Genomic DNA, 15,824 nt, shown 5'->3' on the forward strand with positions numbered 1-15,824 from the left:
AAGACCGGGGCTCTTTCGTTACACAGCCTCAACCGCCATTGTGGCTTTGACCCTGCCGGGAGCGCTTTTTGTAACCGGGAAGCGCCGCCGCATAGGCCATCGCTTCCTCCCTGCTGGTGAATGACGCCAACCGGTCGCCCAGGGTGCAGACCCGCCATGGGCCGTTGTTCACGCTTAGCACGTCATAACCGTTCATGCGCAGCTTGTTCAGCATTGGAATGCTCATAAGCACCTCCATTTCGTCAACGGTGTTTTCGGTGTACGGGCTTACCTTACACCCGCTCCCCGCTGCGGTGTGAACCGGATTCACCGTGGCACATGTCAATTCACTGGCACTTTTTGCTATGCAAATGGCTCCGAATCAAGAAGGAACCTTTAAAACCGCCTGCGGCTCGAATATTGCAGTTTGATTACAGATTTATGACACACATCAACAGGGCAATCATGAAAGTACGCGCCACCGTCATTTGCGAACAGGATCGCCATATCCTCCTGGTCCGCAAACCCCGCCATCACTGGTCATTGCCCGGCGGCAAGGTCGAACCCGGGGAAACCCGTGCGGCGGCAGCCGTGCGCGAGTTGCAGGAGGAAACCGGGCTCAATGCTGAGGACGTCCTGTACCTGATGGACTTTCAGGCGGGAAGTACGCGACATCATGTGTATGAGGCTTCGGTGGTCAACATCGACGACGTGCGCCCGCAGAATGAAATCGTCGATTGCATCTGGTATCCGCTCGATGCCCTGCACAATCTTGAAACCAACGACGCGACACGGCGCATCGTGCAGGCCTTTCAACGCCGTTTATGACAATCAGCCGGCGAACGCCCGGCGACCGGCGCTGATTTCCGTGCGCAACTCACCGATGAAATTGGAAATATCGCGAATCGTCACCAGATGTTCGGGAGAAACGCCGTCAAGCAACAACTCGACACGCCCACTGCCCGGCTCATACACCTTGATCCGCAACAGACCTTGTCCGGTCGGTGTGCAATCACACTTGAACGTGGGGAAGCCTGACTCGACGATCCGGCAAATATCGGCAATGGCAAGCATGGACGGGCGCCTCGCAGGCGGAGAATCGATCCATCGAGCATAGACCTACGGTCTGTTAATTGCCCGCTCGGGAATGCCAAGCCGATCACAACTCACCCACGCCATTCAATGCGCGTCGTGATCCCAGACCCAGTTCCACATACCGGGCAGATTCACCGGCTCAGCGCTTTGCTGAACCGTACGCGCCAACGCGGCTTTTTGCAGTGCGGCCTGATCGTCGTAGAACGGCTCGTCCGCCAGTCTGACCCCGCTCGCCGCCGCGCTATCGAGCAGAATCTGCAGATATTCGCGAGTGTGGCGCGCGGTGTAGCGATTGAGATCATGGAACGTCACCACGACCGGAATCACGCCATCCACGGTCGGCAATTGACCCACCGCGATGCGCTCGCGCACTTCCGATAACTGCCGCAGCATGTTCGCCCGACGCCGAGGGCTGGCGTTGAAGCCCCAGATCTTGCCGTCGTTGGCACTCAGGTCCGTGAGCAAGACGTGCAAGCCGTGTTTTTGATAGGCCGCAAATGTGCGCTTGTCGTAGTTCCAGAACGGTGGGCGCAACAGCTTGGGCGGCGCTCCGGTGATGGCGGCAATGTCAGCGCTGCCATCGGTCAGCGATTGCTCCAGCTCTTGCGGATCGAGCGAGCGATGGTTGGTGTGCCAGTGGGTTGCGGTGTGAAAGGCGAGAATATGCCCCTCGGCGTGTTCACGACGCATCAGGCTGCGACCGATCTCGCTGTTGCCTGCTCTGGGTGCTCGGGTCTGCACGAAAAACACGGCTTTGATGTTTGCCTGCAGCGGATTGCTTTTGAGGCTGTCGAGCACCGTCGCCGTGGGATTCCACCATCCTGAAGCGCTGGGGCCATCGTCAAACGTCAGCAGAAAACGTACGGGGACCTGAGCCTTCAGGCGCGTTTCGGTTTGCGTGGTCATTTCAATCGGCGCGGCGATGCAACCGGCCAGACCGAGCGCGATGAGCGCAACACAAAGAAGTTTGCATCCGGATGTCATGTCTTGCCCCGAGGCCGCGGCCGTGGTGTTGTCGAATGGCAAACCTCCCTCGCCTTTGTCCATCCCTGCGCGGCTATCCGCGAGCGCAGGTTGGATAAGGTACACAGGGTTTGGTTCCGGTGCTGGTTTCAGTGCGTCATCGGCCAGGCACATCGGCATGTCCGACTAGACTCAAATTTCCTCAAGGAGATTTCAGCCATGTGCGGAAGACTCACGCAGTACCGTGGGATTCACGATTTCGTCGCGGTGCTCAGCATCCCCGATGCGTTGATCAATCACGTTGGCGATGCGCCGCTCAATCGCTACAACGCAGCGCCCACCACTGCGCTGGCGGTTCTGCACCAGCACGAACAGGCCATTCATGCCGACAATCTGCGCTGGGGCTGGCGGCCGCATTGGGCCAAGGATCGTGCCGCGCCCATCAACGCACGGGTGGAAAAAGTCGCCCATGGCGCGTTCTTCCGGGCGATCTGGCGGCAGCGGCTGATTGTGCCGGTCGACAACTGGTTTGAATGGGTTGATACCGGGGAAAAATCCCGACAGCCCTGGTTGATTCGTCGGGCGGATCAGGCTCCGGTTTTCTGTGCTGGTATCGGCCAGTTTCCGGCACCGGGGGTTGCGCCGAGGGAGGACGACGGGTTCGTCATCATCACCGCTGACAGCCTGGGCGGCCTCCTCGATATTCACGATCGCCGCCCGGTGGTCTTCGATTCGACGCGGGCTCGGGAATGGCTTGATCCGGCGACGCCACTGGAGCGCGCCGAGCAGATGCTGCTGTTTGAAGGCGAGCCCAGTGATGCCTTCGAATGGTACAAAGTCGGCAAAGCGGTCGGTAATACGCGTAATCAAGGTGCGCAATTGATAGAACGAGTCGACTAAATAATTACTTCACTGCTGCGTTAATCAAGCGAGCCCGTCACTGAATCCCGCGCGTTACAAAAAGTGTTTCAACCGCGATACAACCTCCGTAAAACAGCCGTTTGAGCGAATCAACCGCCTGTCAGACATTTCGACAGTCATACATACATTTCCCCGCGCTGCGGATAGCATGCGCGCCGCCTTTCCGATTGGTATACCAGTTGACCAAAGAGTCAAAGAAATCAGGAATCCATCAACAACTTTCAAGCCTTGCAGAGAAATAAGTGAGCGACGATTTTGCAATCAAACAGGTCAGCGGCCTGAAGTGTGTCCATCTGTCCAAGACAGAACGCCTGGAACTCGACTGTTTTATCGGCCATTACATCAAGACCCGAAACCTGCACAGCGTGCCCGATATCGAACGCACCCTGCGCAGCACCCTCGAGGGTTATCCCGGCCATCCGCCGGTGATGGTCAATGAGCTCAATGCGTGGATCGATCGAACGTTGGGGTATCGAGCGACCTACCCGGATTTCACGCAGCTGGAAGACTTCTGAAACGCGAAGAGCCCCGCTGCTGCGGGGCTCTTCGTATGCGCTGTTCAAGGTTTCAGAGGACGCTCCTGATCGCGGTCCGATAGCTCGCGGCTGTCATCATGCTTCCAGGTTTTTTCCTGCCTCTTCTGCTGCTCGATTTCTTCTTCCGTTGGCTCATCATCTTCCGCGCGCGTTTGCTCAGTTGCCATGTGCACCTCACCTCAGAACAGTTGATGATCGTTAAAGGGTAGAACACTTTTGCGCGCCCAGATTCACCAACGCATTTTGTCCCGCGCGGCGTACCATAGCGCCATCTCCCCTTACGTCAGGAAGACGCCATGCTGTACCGAATCGCCGCCGACGGGCTGGTGCTGTTTCACTTGTGTTTCATCTTGTTCGTACTGTTCGGCGGGCTGCTGGTGCTGCGCTGGCCACGGTTGATGTGGCTGCACCTGCCGGCGGCTGCCTGGGGCGTAGCGGTCGAGGTGTTGCACCTGACCTGTCCGTTGACCTACTGGGAAAATCTCATGCGCCACGCGGCCGGGCAGACCGAATACGCCGGCGGTTTCATTGAGCATTACATCTGGCCGATCATCTACCCGGCCGGTCTGACGCCGCAGATTCAACTGGCACTTGGCAGCGTGGTGCTGGCGGTCAACCTGTTGGTGTACGCACGACTGCTGCGCTCGTGGAAACTGCGCCGCGCCCGGCGCATTCCGTTTTAACGCGAGGCCGGTTTCAACGTTTCCAGCCACTGCGGATCGAAGCGTGGCTGGTCAGGATCAAGGCCCAGCGCCTGCATCCTCGCCTTGTGCTGTGCGACTTCGTCACGCAGTTGTCCATGATCGCTGGAGTTGCCGTCCAGCTCATGCATCTGCAGCAGTCCCAAGTGATAGAAACGCAGCACCTTCATCGCCGTCGGATCGTTGTTCTGCGCCGCCGCTGTTACCTGATGCATCACATTGGTGATGCTCATCAGATTGCGCTTGAGGCGCCAGCTGTACACCGCCGGGGCCATCCAGGTCTGATGCCAGAAACGTCCGCGCAACAGCGCCGCCGTCAGCAGAAACGCCACAAATACCCCGCCCACGTTGAATCGCAGATTATCCCCATCGGGCTCGCCAAATACCGCCACCGCGACAGACGAAAACAGCATGGCCAGCAGCAGAAACAGCACGGCGATGATGATCGTGCTGCGGCGGGTCTGCTGACGAAAGGTAGCGGGGTCCATCGGCTGAATCTCGAACATCGAAAATGACTTCCTTGAGTGACAAAACGCGCAACGGAAAAAACTCGCCGGCGCATTATCGCATCGCACCGGGTTTTAGCTATGCTGGAGCTCCTTTTCATCTTTTCAAAGTCCAACGGGACATGGCGGTATAGCGCAGATCGTGCCATCTTCATTCATGGATACACACTATTCGGATGCCATCCGCTGCCTTGTGGATGACATCGTTTTAAGGATCACTGCATGACCCAACGACACGTAATCAATGCCTCGGTCAGCCCGAAAGGCAGTCTGGAAACCCTTTCTCAACGTGAAGTCCAGCAACTGAGCGAAGCCGGATCCGGCAGCACCTATACCCTCTTCCGCCAGTGCGCCCTGGCCATCCTCAACACCGGCGCGCATGTCGACAATGCCAAGACCATCCTCGAAGCCTACAAGGACTTCGAAATCCGTATTCACCAACAGGATCGCGGCGTACGCCTGGAGCTGCTGAACGCTCCGGCCGACGCGTTCGTCGACGGCGAGATGATCGCCAGCACCCGCGAAATGCTCTTCAGCGCCCTGCGCGACATCGTCTACACCGAGAACGAACTCGACAGCCAGCGCATCGACCTGAGCAATTCCCAAGGCATCAGCGATTACGTGTTCCACCTGCTGCGCAACGCGCGCACCCTGCGCCCGGGCGTCGAGCCGAAGATCGTGGTGTGCTGGGGCGGCCACTCGATCAATACCGAAGAATACAAATACACCAAGAAAGTCGGCCATGAACTGGGCCTGCGCAGCCTCGACATCTGCACTGGTTGCGGCCCTGGCGTGATGAAAGGTCCGATGAAGGGCGCGACCATTGCCCATGCCAAACAACGCATTCACGGCGGTCGCTACCTCGGCCTGACCGAGCCAGGCATCATCGCCGCCGAAGCGCCGAACCCGATCGTCAATGAGCTGGTGATCCTGCCGGACATCGAAAAACGTCTGGAAGCCTTCGTCCGTGTTGGCCACGGCATCATCATTTTCCCGGGCGGCGCCGGTACGGCCGAAGAGTTCCTGTACCTGCTCGGCATCCTGATGCACCCGGACAATGAAGGTCTGCCGTTCCCGGTGATCCTCACCGGGCCGAAGCATGCCGCGCCGTATCTGGAACAGCTGGATGCGTTTGTCATCGCGACCCTCGGCGAAGAAGCCAAACAGCATTACGAGATCATCATCGATGATCCGGCCGAAGTAGCGCGGCAGATGACTCAAGGCTTGAAAGCGGTGAAGCAGTTCCGCCGCGAGCGTAACGATGCGTTTCATTTCAACTGGCTGTTGAAGATCGATGAGGGCTTCCAGCGTCCGTTCGATCCGACCCACGAAAACATGGCCAACCTGAAACTGCACCGCGACCAGCCACCGCATGAACTGGCGGCCAATCTGCGTCGGGCGTTTTCCGGGATCGTCGCCGGTAACGTCAAGGACAAGGGCATTCGCCTGATCGAAGAGCACGGGCCGTATCAGATCCGTGGCGATGCGGCGATCATGCAGCCGCTTGATGCACTGCTCAAAGCCTTCGTCGCCCAGCACCGGATGAAACTTCCGGGTGGCGCGGCGTATGTGCCTTGCTACCGGGTAGTCGCATAATCTCAAGCCGTCACAAAAGCCCAATGTGGGAGCTGGCTTGCCAGCGATAGCGGTCTTTCATTCAACAGAGACGTTGAATCAGATGACGCTTTCGCGAGCAAGCTCGCTCCCACAGGATTTATGGTGTGCCGCAAATTGTAGTCACAACCTGAATCCCATTGTGGGAGCGAGCCTGCTCGCGAAGAGGCCCAAGAAAAACACATCAGTCTCTCAGGCTATCCACCAACCGCCGAGCCAACGCTTTAGCCTGCGCAGCGACGTCCGTCACCGCCGTACTCTCCCACCACATCCCGCGCAACGGCGGTCCCATGGCAAACAGCTGACTACTCACGCGCCCTTCGGCATCCACCACTGCGCCGTCCTTTGCTCTAATCCCCAGCGCCAGCGGCCCCGGCTGCACCAGCCCCCGCGCCAGCAACTGCTGTGGCAACGGCCGAGCAACACGCCGCCAGTCGTATTCAATGCCGCTGGAGTTGATCAGCGCTGCACCGCTGACCACGCCTGTTTCAGTCTCACCCCGAGCACGGATGCGAATGGTCACGGCATCGCCAGCGCCGGGCTCAATGCCCTTGAATGACGCGGCGTGAATGCGCAAGCGTCCTTCCTTGTGCAGCCGTTCGATCAACTCGGCACTCAGTGGCGGCGAACGATGGTGGTGACTCTCCCACCATGGCCGTACATGCCGTACGAATTGTCGACGCTGCACGTCAGTCGCCTGACTCCACAACCGCGCGATATGCGCGCGAACCGTATCCAGCGGCGCCTGCCAGTCGATGCCTTGGGCGATTGCGTCGCGACAATGTCGGCGCAATTCGCGCACCAACTGGCGTGGCGTGCGGATGCTGTGATCTGCTGCCAGAAAATCCACCCAGGCCGGCGGTTGACGGCGCACGTGCGGGAGCAGGCCATGCCGGGAGAACACCTCGATCGGCCCGCGATGCCCGGCCTGCTCCAGCGACACCACGGTATCGACCATGGTCAGACCGGAGCCGATGATCACCACGGTGGACTGCGGGTCGAGTTCGCGCATGGCCGCCACATCCCAGGGATCAAGCGCGGCGGCATTAAGGCCACTGGACTGCGTCTGCGGCGTGCGGGCGGCGGGAAACATGCCGGTGGCCAGCACCGCCTGCGACCCACGCAAAATCCGGCCATCACTCAAGGTGAGCTGCATTGAGCCGGAATCGCTTTGCAGGTCGACGGCTTCAGCACAAATATGTTCAACGGTCGAACCTTGCAGCGCGCCCACCGCCCGGGCCTCAGCCAGACGCTGTTGCACATAGACCCCGAACAGGCCGCGCGGCGGAAACAGCTCACTGACCGGCACGTCCTGCTCGGCAGATTCCGGCCAGCCGCCGCCGGCAATATGCGCGGTCAGCCACTGCGTCAGATCATCAGGATTATCCGGATCGACGCTCATCCGCGCCGCGTTGCCGTTCAGCGTATGTCCCAACTCGACTGCGCTGTAAGCCTCACCACGTCCCAGTTCAGCGCGAGGCTCGATGATGAGAATCTTTCGTTGCCCCGGCAACCGGAGCAATTGCACTGCCAGCATCGTGCCGCTAAGGCCGCCGCCGATGATCAGAATGTCCGCAGGCTGCTCCATTCAGATCACCACATTACGCACGAACCGCGCAGCCACATCGCCATCGTTGCGGTAGGCATGCGGTTGATTGCTGGCGAACATGAAAAACTCTCCTTTATTGATGTGCTGCGCCTGATCGCCGAGCATCAGCGTCAGGCAACCCTCAAATACGTAGATCTGCTCGCTCCAGCCATCGGCGTCCGGTTGCGACGGATAAACCTCGCCCGGTTGCAGGCACCACTCCCATTGCTCGACTTCGCGGCTCGCGGTGGCTTTGGACAGTAGCACGGCCCTGCTGCCCGCAATCGTGCCAGCCCAGGCAACCTCGTTGATACGGCTCGGATCGCGCGCATCGTGCGCCTGGATCAGATCACTGAACGCAACGTCGAGCGCTTCGGCGACGCGATCAAGCGTGGTCAGGCTGACATTCTTTTCCCCCGCCTCGATCGCCACCAGCATCCGTCGGCTGACCCCGGACTTTTCCGCCAGTGCGGTCTGGCTCATATCCGCCGCATGCCGCAGGCGTCGAACGTTCTGGCTGACGTGTTGCAGGACGGAGGCTCGCTGAGTCGAATCTTTGTGCACTATATTGCTCACTCGGTGGGGTTGGGCAGTATACTGCGCAACGCTGGCGGCATTGTGCGGCCTCCCTTTTAATGTGCGCAAGGTCATGATGTCGCCAAACAATTCTGCGTCCCGAATCCGCTTTTCCCGCTTCAGCAAAGCCGAGTGCGTGCTGGTGCTGATCACCATGATCTGGGGCGGCACGTTTCTGATTGTGCAACATGCCATGACGGTCAGCGGCCCGATGTTTTTTGTCGGCCTGCGCTTTGCCGCCGCGGCGGCGATCGTGGCGATGTTCTCCTGGCGTCATCTGCGCGAACTAACCTTGTTCGAAGTCAAGGCAGGGTCGTTCATCGGTGTAGCGATCATGCTCGGTTACGGCCTGCAGACGGTCGGATTGCAAAGTATTCCGAGCAGTCAGTCGGCGTTCATTACCGCGCTGTATGTGCCGTTTGTGCCGCTGCTGCAATGGCTGGTACTTGGCCGTCGCCCAGGATTGATGCCGAGCATCGGTATCATGTTGGCGTTTACCGGGTTGATGCTGTTGTCGGGTCCTTCGGGGGCGGCGTTGAATTTCAGTCCGGGAGAAATTTCGACCTTGATCAGCGCCGTTGCGATTGCGGCCGAGATCATCTTGATCAGCACATTCGCCGGACAGGTTGATGTGCGGCGGGTGACGGTGGTGCAACTGGCGGTGACGGCGGTGTTGTCGTTCTTGCTGGTGGTCCCGACCGGTGAAGTGATTCCGGACTTTTCCTGGTTGTTGCTGGTGACCGCTTTGGGTCTGGGCGCAGCAAGTGCGGCGATTCAGGTGGCGATGAACTGGGCGCAGAAGAGTGTTTCGCCGACTCGGGCGACGTTGATCTATGCCGGTGAACCGGTGTGGGCCGGGATTGTCGGACGGATTGCCGGAGAGCGCTTGCCGGCGATTGCACTGGTGGGCGCCGGGCTGATTGTGGCGGCGGTGATTGTCAGTGAGTTGAAGACCAAGGGAAGGACCACCGAGGCAGAAGCTGAGCTGGAGCGGGAAACGCAGGCGTGACCCGCAATCTTTTCTGGCTGCTCGCGAAAGCGCCGCACCATTGTTGCCTCTGAAACAACGCCAAACACAAAATTCCAGACTACTTTGTAGGATTCTGAGACATCCTCGCGTTTGGTGATCAGGGAGCTGGCACGTATGATGCTTCACAAACTTCCGCAGATTAGAAGCCTATGTCCCTGATAGTTCTACTGCTTCTGCCGTTCATCGGCAGCTGTCTGGCAGCGGTGCTGCCGCACAATGCGCGCAATGCCGAATCGCTGCTGGCGGGTCTGGTCGCTTTGATCGGCACCGTTCAGGTCGCAATGCTGTACCCGCAAATCGCCCACGGCGGCGTGATCCGCGAAGAATTCATGTGGCTGCCCAGTCTGGGGCTGAACTTCATTTTGCGCATGGACGGCTTCGCCTGGCTGTTCTCGATGCTGGTGCTGGGCATCGGCACGCTTGTTTCTTTATATGCCCGTTATTACATGTCGCCGGACGATCCGGTGCCGCGTTTTTTCGCGTTTTTTCTCGCGTTCATGGGCGCCATGCTTGGCCTGGTGATCTCCGGCAACCTGATTCAGATCGTGTTCTTCTGGGAGCTGACCAGCCTCTTCTCGTTCCTGCTGATCGGCTACTGGCACCACCGCGCCGATGCGCGGCGCGGGGCTTATATGGCGCTGATGGTCACCGGTGCCGGCGGGTTATGTCTGCTGGCGGGGGTCATGATTCTCGGCCATGTCGTCGGCAGCTATGACCTGGACAAGGTCCTGGCCGCCGGCGATCTGATTCGTGCACATGCCCTCTACCCTGTTCTTTTGCCACTCATCCTGATCGGCGCGCTGAGCAAAAGCGCGCAATTCCCGTTTCACTTCTGGCTGCCCCACGCGATGGCGGCACCGACGCCCGTCTCGGCCTATCTGCACTCGGCGACCATGGTCAAGGCCGGGGTTTTCCTTTTGGCACGTCTGTGGCCGTCGCTGTCCGGCAGTGAGGAATGGTTCTACATCGTCAGCGGAGCGGGCGCCTGTACACTGTTGCTTGGCGCGTACTGCGCGATGTTCCAGAACGATCTCAAAGGTTTGCTGGCCTATTCGACCATCAGCCATCTCGGTCTGATCACTTTGCTCCTGGGCCTCAATAGTTCACTGGCCGCAGTGGCAGCAGTTTTTCACATTCTCAACCACGCGACGTTCAAAGCTTCGCTGTTCATGGCCGCCGGCATCATCGACCACGAAAGCGGCACCCGTGATATCCGCAAGCTCAGCGGTCTGATCAAACTGATTCCCTATACGGCGACGCTGGCCATGGTCGCCAGTGCCTCAATGGCCGGCGTGCCGCTGCTCAACGGTTTCCTGTCGAAAGAAATGTTCTTCGCCGAAACCGTGTTCATCAACGCCACCGCGTGGGTCGAGACCAGTCTGCCAATCGTCGCGACCATCGCCGGCATGTTCAGCGTCGCCTACTCCCTGCGATTCACCGTCGACGTGTTCTTCGGCCCCACCGCCACTGACCTGCCACACACGCCGCACGAGCCGCCGCGCTGGATGCGCGCCCCGGTCGAGTTGCTGGTCTTCACCTGTCTGCTGGTGGGGATTTTCCCGGCGCAGATCGTCGGGCCATTACTCGCCGCTGCGGCACTGCCGGTGGTCGGTGGTGAGTTGCCGGAATACAGCCTGGCCATTTGGCACGGTTTGAACGCACCGATGATCATGAGCCTGATCGCCATGTCCGGCGGCATCATCCTCTATCTGCTGCTGCGCAAGCAGTTCAAGCTCGGCCATTTCAAGTATCCGCCGCTGGTCGGCCGCTTCAACGGCAAGCGTTTGTTCGAGCGCAGTCTGGTCGTGATGATGCGCATCGCCCGGCGCGTCGAGCGGCGCCTCGGCACCAAGCGCTTGCAGATGCAGCTGTTCCTGATGGTTTCGGCCGCCGTGCTCGCCGGTCTGATCCCGATGCTGCACGGCACGCTGACCTGGGGCGACCGGCCGAAAATACCTGGTTCCATCGTCTTCGTGACCCTGTGGCTGTTGGCGATCGCCTGTGCGCTCGGCGCCGCATGGCAGGCGAAATATCACCGTCTCGCTGCACTGACCATGGTCAGCGTCTGTGGCCTGATGACCTGCGTGACCTTCGTCTGGTTCTCCGCGCCTGATCTGGCGCTGACGCAACTGGCGGTCGAAGTGGTGACCACGGTGTTGATCCTGCTTGGTCTGCGCTGGTTGCCACGACGCATCGAAGAGGTCTCACCACTGCCAGGCAGCCTGCGCAAGGCGCGTATCCGTCGTCTGCGCGACTTGCTGCTGTCGATTGCGGTCGGTGCGGGGATGGCGCTGTTGTCCTACGCCATGCTCACCCGACAGACGCCGAACCATATTTCCTCTTTCTACCTCAGTCGCGCCCTGCCCGAGGGCGGCGGCAGCAACGTCGTCAACGTGATGCTGGTGGACTTCCGTGGCTTCGACACCCTCGGTGAAATCACCGTGCTGGTCGCCGTGGCGCTCACCGTGTTCGCCCTGCTGCGCCGCTTCCGCCCGCCGAAGGAAAGCCTGCAGTTGCCGGCGCAGCAACGCCTGCTCGCGCCCGACGTGGTCACCGATCTGGTCAACCCGCGTTCGGCCAGCGACACCGCGCTCGGCTTCATGATGGTGCCGGCGGTGCTAGTGCGCCTGCTGCTGCCTGTCGCGCTGGTGGTGTCGTTTTACCTGTTCATGCGCGGGCACAATCAGCCGGGCGGCGGTTTTGTCGCCGGGCTGGTGATGTCGGTGGCTTTTATCCTGCAATACATGGTTGCCGGCACGCAGTGGGTCGAGGCGCAAATGAGCCTGCGGCCATTGCGCTGGATGGGCACCGGTCTGCTGTTCGCCACCGCCACCGGTCTCGGTGCGATGCTGGTCGGCTATCCGTTCCTCACCACTCACACCTGGCACATCAGCGTGCCGGTGCTGGGTGACATCCATATCGCCAGTGCGCTGTTCTTCGACATCGGCGTGTACGCCGTGGTAGTCGGGTCGACGCTGCTGATTCTCACCGCCCTCGCCCACCAATCGGTGCGCGGCCACAAGACGGCCTCGCTGCCCAAGTCAGTCGCCAGCAAAGGAGCCGTCTGATGGAAGAAGTCATCGCAATCGCCATCGGCATTCTCGCCGCCTCCGGGGTCTGGCTGATCCTCCGGCCGCGAACCTTTCAGGTGGTCATGGGCCTGTGTCTGTTGTCGTATGCGGTCAACCTGTTCATTTTCAGCATGGGCAGCCTGTTCATCGGCAAGGAACCGGTGATCAAGGACGGCGTGACCCAGGACTTGCTGCACTACACCGACCCGCTGCCCCAGGCGCTGGTACTGACGGCTATCGTCATCAGCTTCGCCATGACCGCGCTGTTTCTCGTCGTATTGCTCGCCTCGCGCGGCTTGACCGGCACCGACCATGTCGACGGCCGGGAGCCTAAAGAATGATGGCGATGACTCACCTGATCGCTGCACCGATCCTGCTGCCGCTGCTGACCGCCGCAATCATGCTGATGCTCGGCGAGAAACACCGGCCGCTGAAGGCGAAAATCAACCTGTTCTCCAGCCTCCTCGGCTTGTTCATTTCAGTGATGCTACTGCAATGGACGCAGACCACCGGGGTGCCCGGCTCCATCGGTGTGTACCTGCCGGGCAATTGGCAGGCACCGTTCGGCATCGTCCTGGTGGTTGATCGCCTGTCGGCACTGATGCTGGTGCTGACCGGCGTTATCGGCGTCAGCGCGTTGCTGTTTGCCATGGCCCGCTGGGACGGCGCCGGCTCAAGCTTTCACGCTCTGTTCCAGATCCAGCTGATGGGCCTGTATGGCGCGTTCCTGACGGCTGATCTGTTCAACCTGTTCGTATTCTTCGAAGTGTTGCTCGCGGCATCCTATGGTTTGTTGCTCCACGGCTCGGGCCGGGCGCGGGTGTCGTCGGGGTTGCATTACATTTCGATCAACCTGTTGGCATCGTCACTGTTTTTGATCGGCGCTGCATTGATCTACGGGGTGACCGGCACGCTGAACATGGCTGATCTGGCGATGAAGATTCCGCTGGTGCCGGAAGCCGATCGTGGTTTGCTGCATGCTGGCGCGGGGATTCTTGCGGTAGCGTTTCTGGCCAAGGCTGGCATGTGGCCGCTGAACTTCTGGCTGGTGCCGGCTTATTCATCCGCCAGCGCGCCGGTGGCGGCAATGTTCGCGATCATGACCAAGGTCGGCGTCTACACCCTGCTGCGCTTGTGGACCCTGTTGTTTTCCGGTCAGGCCGGCGCCTCGGCATTCTTCGGCGGCGACTGGCTCATCTACGGCGGCATGGCGACCATGGCTTGCGCAGGGCTGGCGATTATCGCCGCGCAACGCCTGGAGCGCATGGCCAGCCTGAGCATTCTGGTGTCGGCGGGCATCCTGCTCTCGGCGATCGGCTTCGCCCAGCCGAACCTGATCGGCGCTGCGCTGTTTTATCTGGTCAGCTCGACCCTGGCGCTGAGCGCGCTGTTCCTCTTGGCCGAACTGATCGAGCGCTCGCGCTCGGCCAACGAGATTCCCCTCGAGGACGAAAGCGAACTGCTGCCGCGCCCGCAGGAATCGCTGCAACCGCCCAAGGGCATCAACCTCGACGACGAACAGAAAGCCGTGGTCGGTCAGGTCATCCCGTGGACCATGGCCTTTCTCGGTTTGAGCTTCATTGCCTGCGCCCTGTTGATTATCGGCATGCCACCGCTCTCCGGATTTATCGGCAAGCTCAGCCTGATCGGGGCATTGCTCAACCCGTCGGGACTTGGCACTGCGGCGCCGCTGCCTCCCGGCGCATGGGGATTGCTGGCCCTGTTGATCCTGACCGGTCTGGCCTCCCTCATGGCCTTCTCTCGCCTGGGTATCCAGCGCTTCTGGACGCCGGAGGAGCGCCCGTCACCACTGCTGCGCAAACTCGAATGCGCGCCGATTTTTCTGCTGCTCGGGCTGAGCATTGTTCTGACGTTCAAGGCTGAACCGCTGTTGCGCTACACCCAGGCTACGGCCGATGCGCTGAACAATCCGCAGCAATATGTGCTCGCAGTTCTCGGTACACGTGCGGTGCCGAGTCCGCAAGCCAGAGCTGACATGCTCGAGGTGCAGCCATGAATCGACTGTTTCCGGCTCCGTGGTTATCGCTGGCGCTGTGGGTCTTGTGGCTGACCCTGAACCTGTCCGTCAGCCCGGGCAATCTGCTGCTCGGTGCCGCGCTGGGCTTCGCCGCGCCGCTGATGATGCGCAAATTGCGGCCGAAACGTGCGCGCATTCGCAATCCGATGGCCGTGCTGCGCCTGTTTCTCCTGGTCGGTCGTGACGTGATCATGTCCAACCTGATCGTCGCCTGGGGCGTACTCAACGCCGGACGGCGCCCGCCCAACTCATGCTTTATCAAGGTGCCTCTGGATCTGCGCGATGCTCATGGTCTGGCGGCACTGGCGATGATCTGCACCGTGGTGCCCGGCACCGTATGGTCGGAGCTGGCACTGGACCGCAGCGTTCTGTTGCTGCACGTCTGGGACCTGCACGACGAGGCGCAGTTTATCGAGCACTTCAAAAGCACCTACGAGCGACCGTTGATGGAGATTTTCGAATGAGCCCATTGCTGTCGAATGCGATTCTGCTCACGCTTTTTCTGTACTGCGTGGCGATGACGCTGACGCTGGTGCGTCTGTTCAAAGGCCCGTCAGCGCAGGATCGGGTACTGGCGCTGGATTACCTGTATATCGTCGCCATGCTGATGATGCTGACCCTGGGCATTCGCTACGCCAGTGATACCTACTTTGAAGCGGCGCTGCTGATTGCGCTGTTCGGCTTCGTCGGCTCGTTTGCCCTGGCGAAATTCCTGCTGCGTGGCGAGGTGATCGAATGAATGCCGAATTGTCTTTGTGGGTCGAGATTCCGGTGGCGGTCCTGCTGGTGCTCAGCGGCGTGTTTACCCTGCTGGGCGCAACCGGATTGCTGCGCATGAAGGATTACTTCCAGCGTATGCATCCGCCAGCGCTGGCGTCGACAATCGGTGCCTGGTGTGTGGCACTGGCGTCGATCATCTGCTTTTCAGCGCTGAAGTCCGGGCCAGTGGTGCATGCCTGGCTGATTCCGGTTCTGTTGGCCATCACCGTGCCAGTGACCACCCTGCTGCTGGCGCGGGCGGCGTTGTTCCGCAAGCGGATGGCCGGGGATGATGTGCCGGCTGAGGTGAGCAGTCGTCAGACTGAAAGTGGTAATTGATGATCATGTGGCGCCTGTGATGGCGCCATCGCTACACCAGGAATCCGCTCTCCCATGTGGGAGCGAGCCTGCTCGCGAAGCGGCCAGTCGGGTCGTCGCCAATTCCGG

19 protein-coding genes are annotated in these 15,824 nt (G+C 60.3%); 12 read left to right on the plus strand and 7 right to left on the minus strand.

Annotated elements, in window-relative coordinates; genetic code table 11:
• Positions 1-28: 28 nt before the first annotated feature.
• On the minus strand, positions 29-226 hold the full coding sequence (locus tag ACZ9BE_RS13145) for a DUF2188 domain-containing protein (RefSeq protein ID WP_095180231.1): 198 nt from the start codon (positions 224-226) through the stop codon (positions 29-31).
• A 218-nt stretch (positions 227-444) separates the two neighbouring features.
• Between ACZ9BE_RS13145 and ACZ9BE_RS13150 the strand changes: the two genes are divergently transcribed.
• Complete coding sequence (locus tag ACZ9BE_RS13150; RefSeq protein ID WP_460138113.1) at positions 445-807, plus strand: NUDIX hydrolase; 363 nt, start codon at positions 445-447, stop codon at positions 805-807.
• Positions 808-810: 3 nt separating this feature from the next.
• Here ACZ9BE_RS13150 and ACZ9BE_RS13155 read toward each other — a convergent pair whose 3' ends face one another.
• Positions 811-1,053 (minus strand): DUF1652 domain-containing protein, encoded by a 243-nt coding sequence (locus ACZ9BE_RS13155; protein ID WP_016775073.1) that lies wholly within the window; start codon positions 1,051-1,053, stop codon positions 811-813.
• A 105-nt stretch (positions 1,054-1,158) separates the two neighbouring features.
• A complete protein-coding gene (locus ACZ9BE_RS13160; protein WP_476249534.1) occupies positions 1,159-2,058 on the minus strand; it encodes a polysaccharide deacetylase family protein in 900 nt (299 codons plus the stop codon).
• Positions 2,059-2,256: 198 nt separating this feature from the next.
• On the opposite strand from ACZ9BE_RS13160, the gene ACZ9BE_RS13165 reads away from it, so the two are divergent.
• Together ACZ9BE_RS13165 and ACZ9BE_RS13170 are read left to right on the plus strand one after the other, a co-directional pair.
• Positions 2,257-2,937 (plus strand): SOS response-associated peptidase, encoded by a 681-nt coding sequence (locus ACZ9BE_RS13165; RefSeq protein WP_041480789.1) that lies wholly within the window; start codon positions 2,257-2,259, stop codon positions 2,935-2,937.
• A 263-nt stretch (positions 2,938-3,200) separates the two neighbouring features.
• Entirely contained in the window at positions 3,201-3,473 is a 273-nt protein-coding gene (locus ACZ9BE_RS13170) for a hypothetical protein (protein ID WP_041480791.1), read from the plus strand.
• Between the two features lie 44 nt (positions 3,474-3,517).
• On the opposite strand, the gene ACZ9BE_RS13175 is transcribed toward ACZ9BE_RS13170, so the two are convergent.
• Positions 3,518-3,661, minus strand: coding sequence for a hypothetical protein (locus ACZ9BE_RS13175; protein ID WP_164488351.1), 144 nt, complete (start codon positions 3,659-3,661; stop codon positions 3,518-3,520).
• A gap of 129 nt (positions 3,662-3,790) precedes the next feature.
• On the opposite strand from ACZ9BE_RS13175, the gene ACZ9BE_RS13180 reads away from it, so the two are divergent.
• Positions 3,791-4,177, plus strand: a complete 387-nt coding sequence (locus tag ACZ9BE_RS13180) for a DUF2784 domain-containing protein (RefSeq protein ID WP_041480792.1) — start codon at positions 3,791-3,793, stop codon at positions 4,175-4,177.
• Here the strand turns inward: ACZ9BE_RS13180 and ACZ9BE_RS13185 are convergent.
• Positions 4,174-4,701, minus strand: coding sequence for a DUF3087 domain-containing protein (locus tag ACZ9BE_RS13185; protein ID WP_095180232.1), 528 nt, complete (start codon positions 4,699-4,701; stop codon positions 4,174-4,176). The two genes, ACZ9BE_RS13180 and ACZ9BE_RS13185, sit on opposite strands and share 4 nt — an antisense overlap.
• 222 nt (positions 4,702-4,923) lie before the next feature.
• On the opposite strand from ACZ9BE_RS13185, the gene ppnN reads away from it, so the two are divergent.
• On the plus strand, positions 4,924-6,297 hold the full coding sequence (gene ppnN / locus ACZ9BE_RS13190) for a nucleotide 5'-monophosphate nucleosidase PpnN (protein ID WP_056789275.1): 1,374 nt from the start codon (positions 4,924-4,926) through the stop codon (positions 6,295-6,297).
• A gap of 202 nt (positions 6,298-6,499) precedes the next feature.
• On the opposite strand, the gene ACZ9BE_RS13195 is transcribed toward ppnN, so the two are convergent.
• Complete coding sequence (locus tag ACZ9BE_RS13195; protein ID WP_476249535.1) at positions 6,500-7,903, minus strand: FAD/NAD(P)-binding protein; 1,404 nt, start codon at positions 7,901-7,903, stop codon at positions 6,500-6,502.
• Positions 7,904-8,467, minus strand: a complete 564-nt coding sequence (locus tag ACZ9BE_RS13200) for a helix-turn-helix domain-containing protein (protein ID WP_476249536.1) — start codon at positions 8,465-8,467, stop codon at positions 7,904-7,906. It lies immediately after the preceding gene.
• Between the two features lie 85 nt (positions 8,468-8,552).
• Between ACZ9BE_RS13200 and ACZ9BE_RS13205 the strand changes: the two genes are divergently transcribed.
• The 7 genes from ACZ9BE_RS13205 to ACZ9BE_RS13235 all read left to right on the plus strand — a co-directional run bounded on the left by ACZ9BE_RS13205 (position 8,553) and on the right by ACZ9BE_RS13235 (position 15,716).
• Entirely contained in the window at positions 8,553-9,488 is a 936-nt protein-coding gene (locus tag ACZ9BE_RS13205; protein WP_476249537.1) for a DMT family transporter, read from the plus strand.
• 170 nt (positions 9,489-9,658) lie between these two features.
• Positions 9,659-12,577, plus strand: a complete 2,919-nt coding sequence (locus ACZ9BE_RS13210; protein WP_476249538.1) for a monovalent cation/H+ antiporter subunit A — start codon at positions 9,659-9,661, stop codon at positions 12,575-12,577.
• The gene (locus tag ACZ9BE_RS13215) at positions 12,577-12,921 is read left to right on the plus strand and encodes a Na+/H+ antiporter subunit C (RefSeq protein WP_016775082.1); all 345 of its coding nucleotides are present in this window, start codon (positions 12,577-12,579) and stop codon (positions 12,919-12,921) included. The genes ACZ9BE_RS13210 and ACZ9BE_RS13215 overlap by 1 nt, the downstream gene beginning before the upstream one ends.
• Positions 12,918-14,597 carry a monovalent cation/H+ antiporter subunit D gene (locus tag ACZ9BE_RS13220; RefSeq protein ID WP_095180236.1) on the plus strand — a complete coding sequence of 560 codons (1,680 nt, stop codon included), beginning with the start codon at positions 12,918-12,920 and terminating at the stop codon, positions 14,595-14,597. Before ACZ9BE_RS13215 ends, ACZ9BE_RS13220 begins: the two co-directional genes overlap by 4 nt.
• Positions 14,594-15,082 carry a Na+/H+ antiporter subunit E gene (locus ACZ9BE_RS13225; protein WP_041480806.1) on the plus strand — a complete coding sequence of 163 codons (489 nt, stop codon included), beginning with the start codon at positions 14,594-14,596 and terminating at the stop codon, positions 15,080-15,082. The genes ACZ9BE_RS13220 and ACZ9BE_RS13225 overlap by 4 nt, the downstream gene beginning before the upstream one ends.
• Positions 15,079-15,357: a K+/H+ antiporter subunit F gene (locus ACZ9BE_RS13230; RefSeq protein ID WP_041480807.1), complete on the plus strand. Its 279-nt coding sequence runs from the start codon at positions 15,079-15,081 to the stop codon at positions 15,355-15,357. Before ACZ9BE_RS13225 ends, ACZ9BE_RS13230 begins: the two co-directional genes overlap by 4 nt.
• Positions 15,354-15,716 carry a Na+/H+ antiporter subunit G gene (locus ACZ9BE_RS13235; RefSeq protein WP_041480808.1) on the plus strand — a complete coding sequence of 121 codons (363 nt, stop codon included), beginning with the start codon at positions 15,354-15,356 and terminating at the stop codon, positions 15,714-15,716. The genes ACZ9BE_RS13230 and ACZ9BE_RS13235 overlap by 4 nt, the downstream gene beginning before the upstream one ends.
• The last annotated feature ends 108 nt before the right edge of the window (positions 15,717-15,824 follow it).

The sequence above is a fragment of the Pseudomonas sp. TE9122 genome (assembly GCF_056278925.1).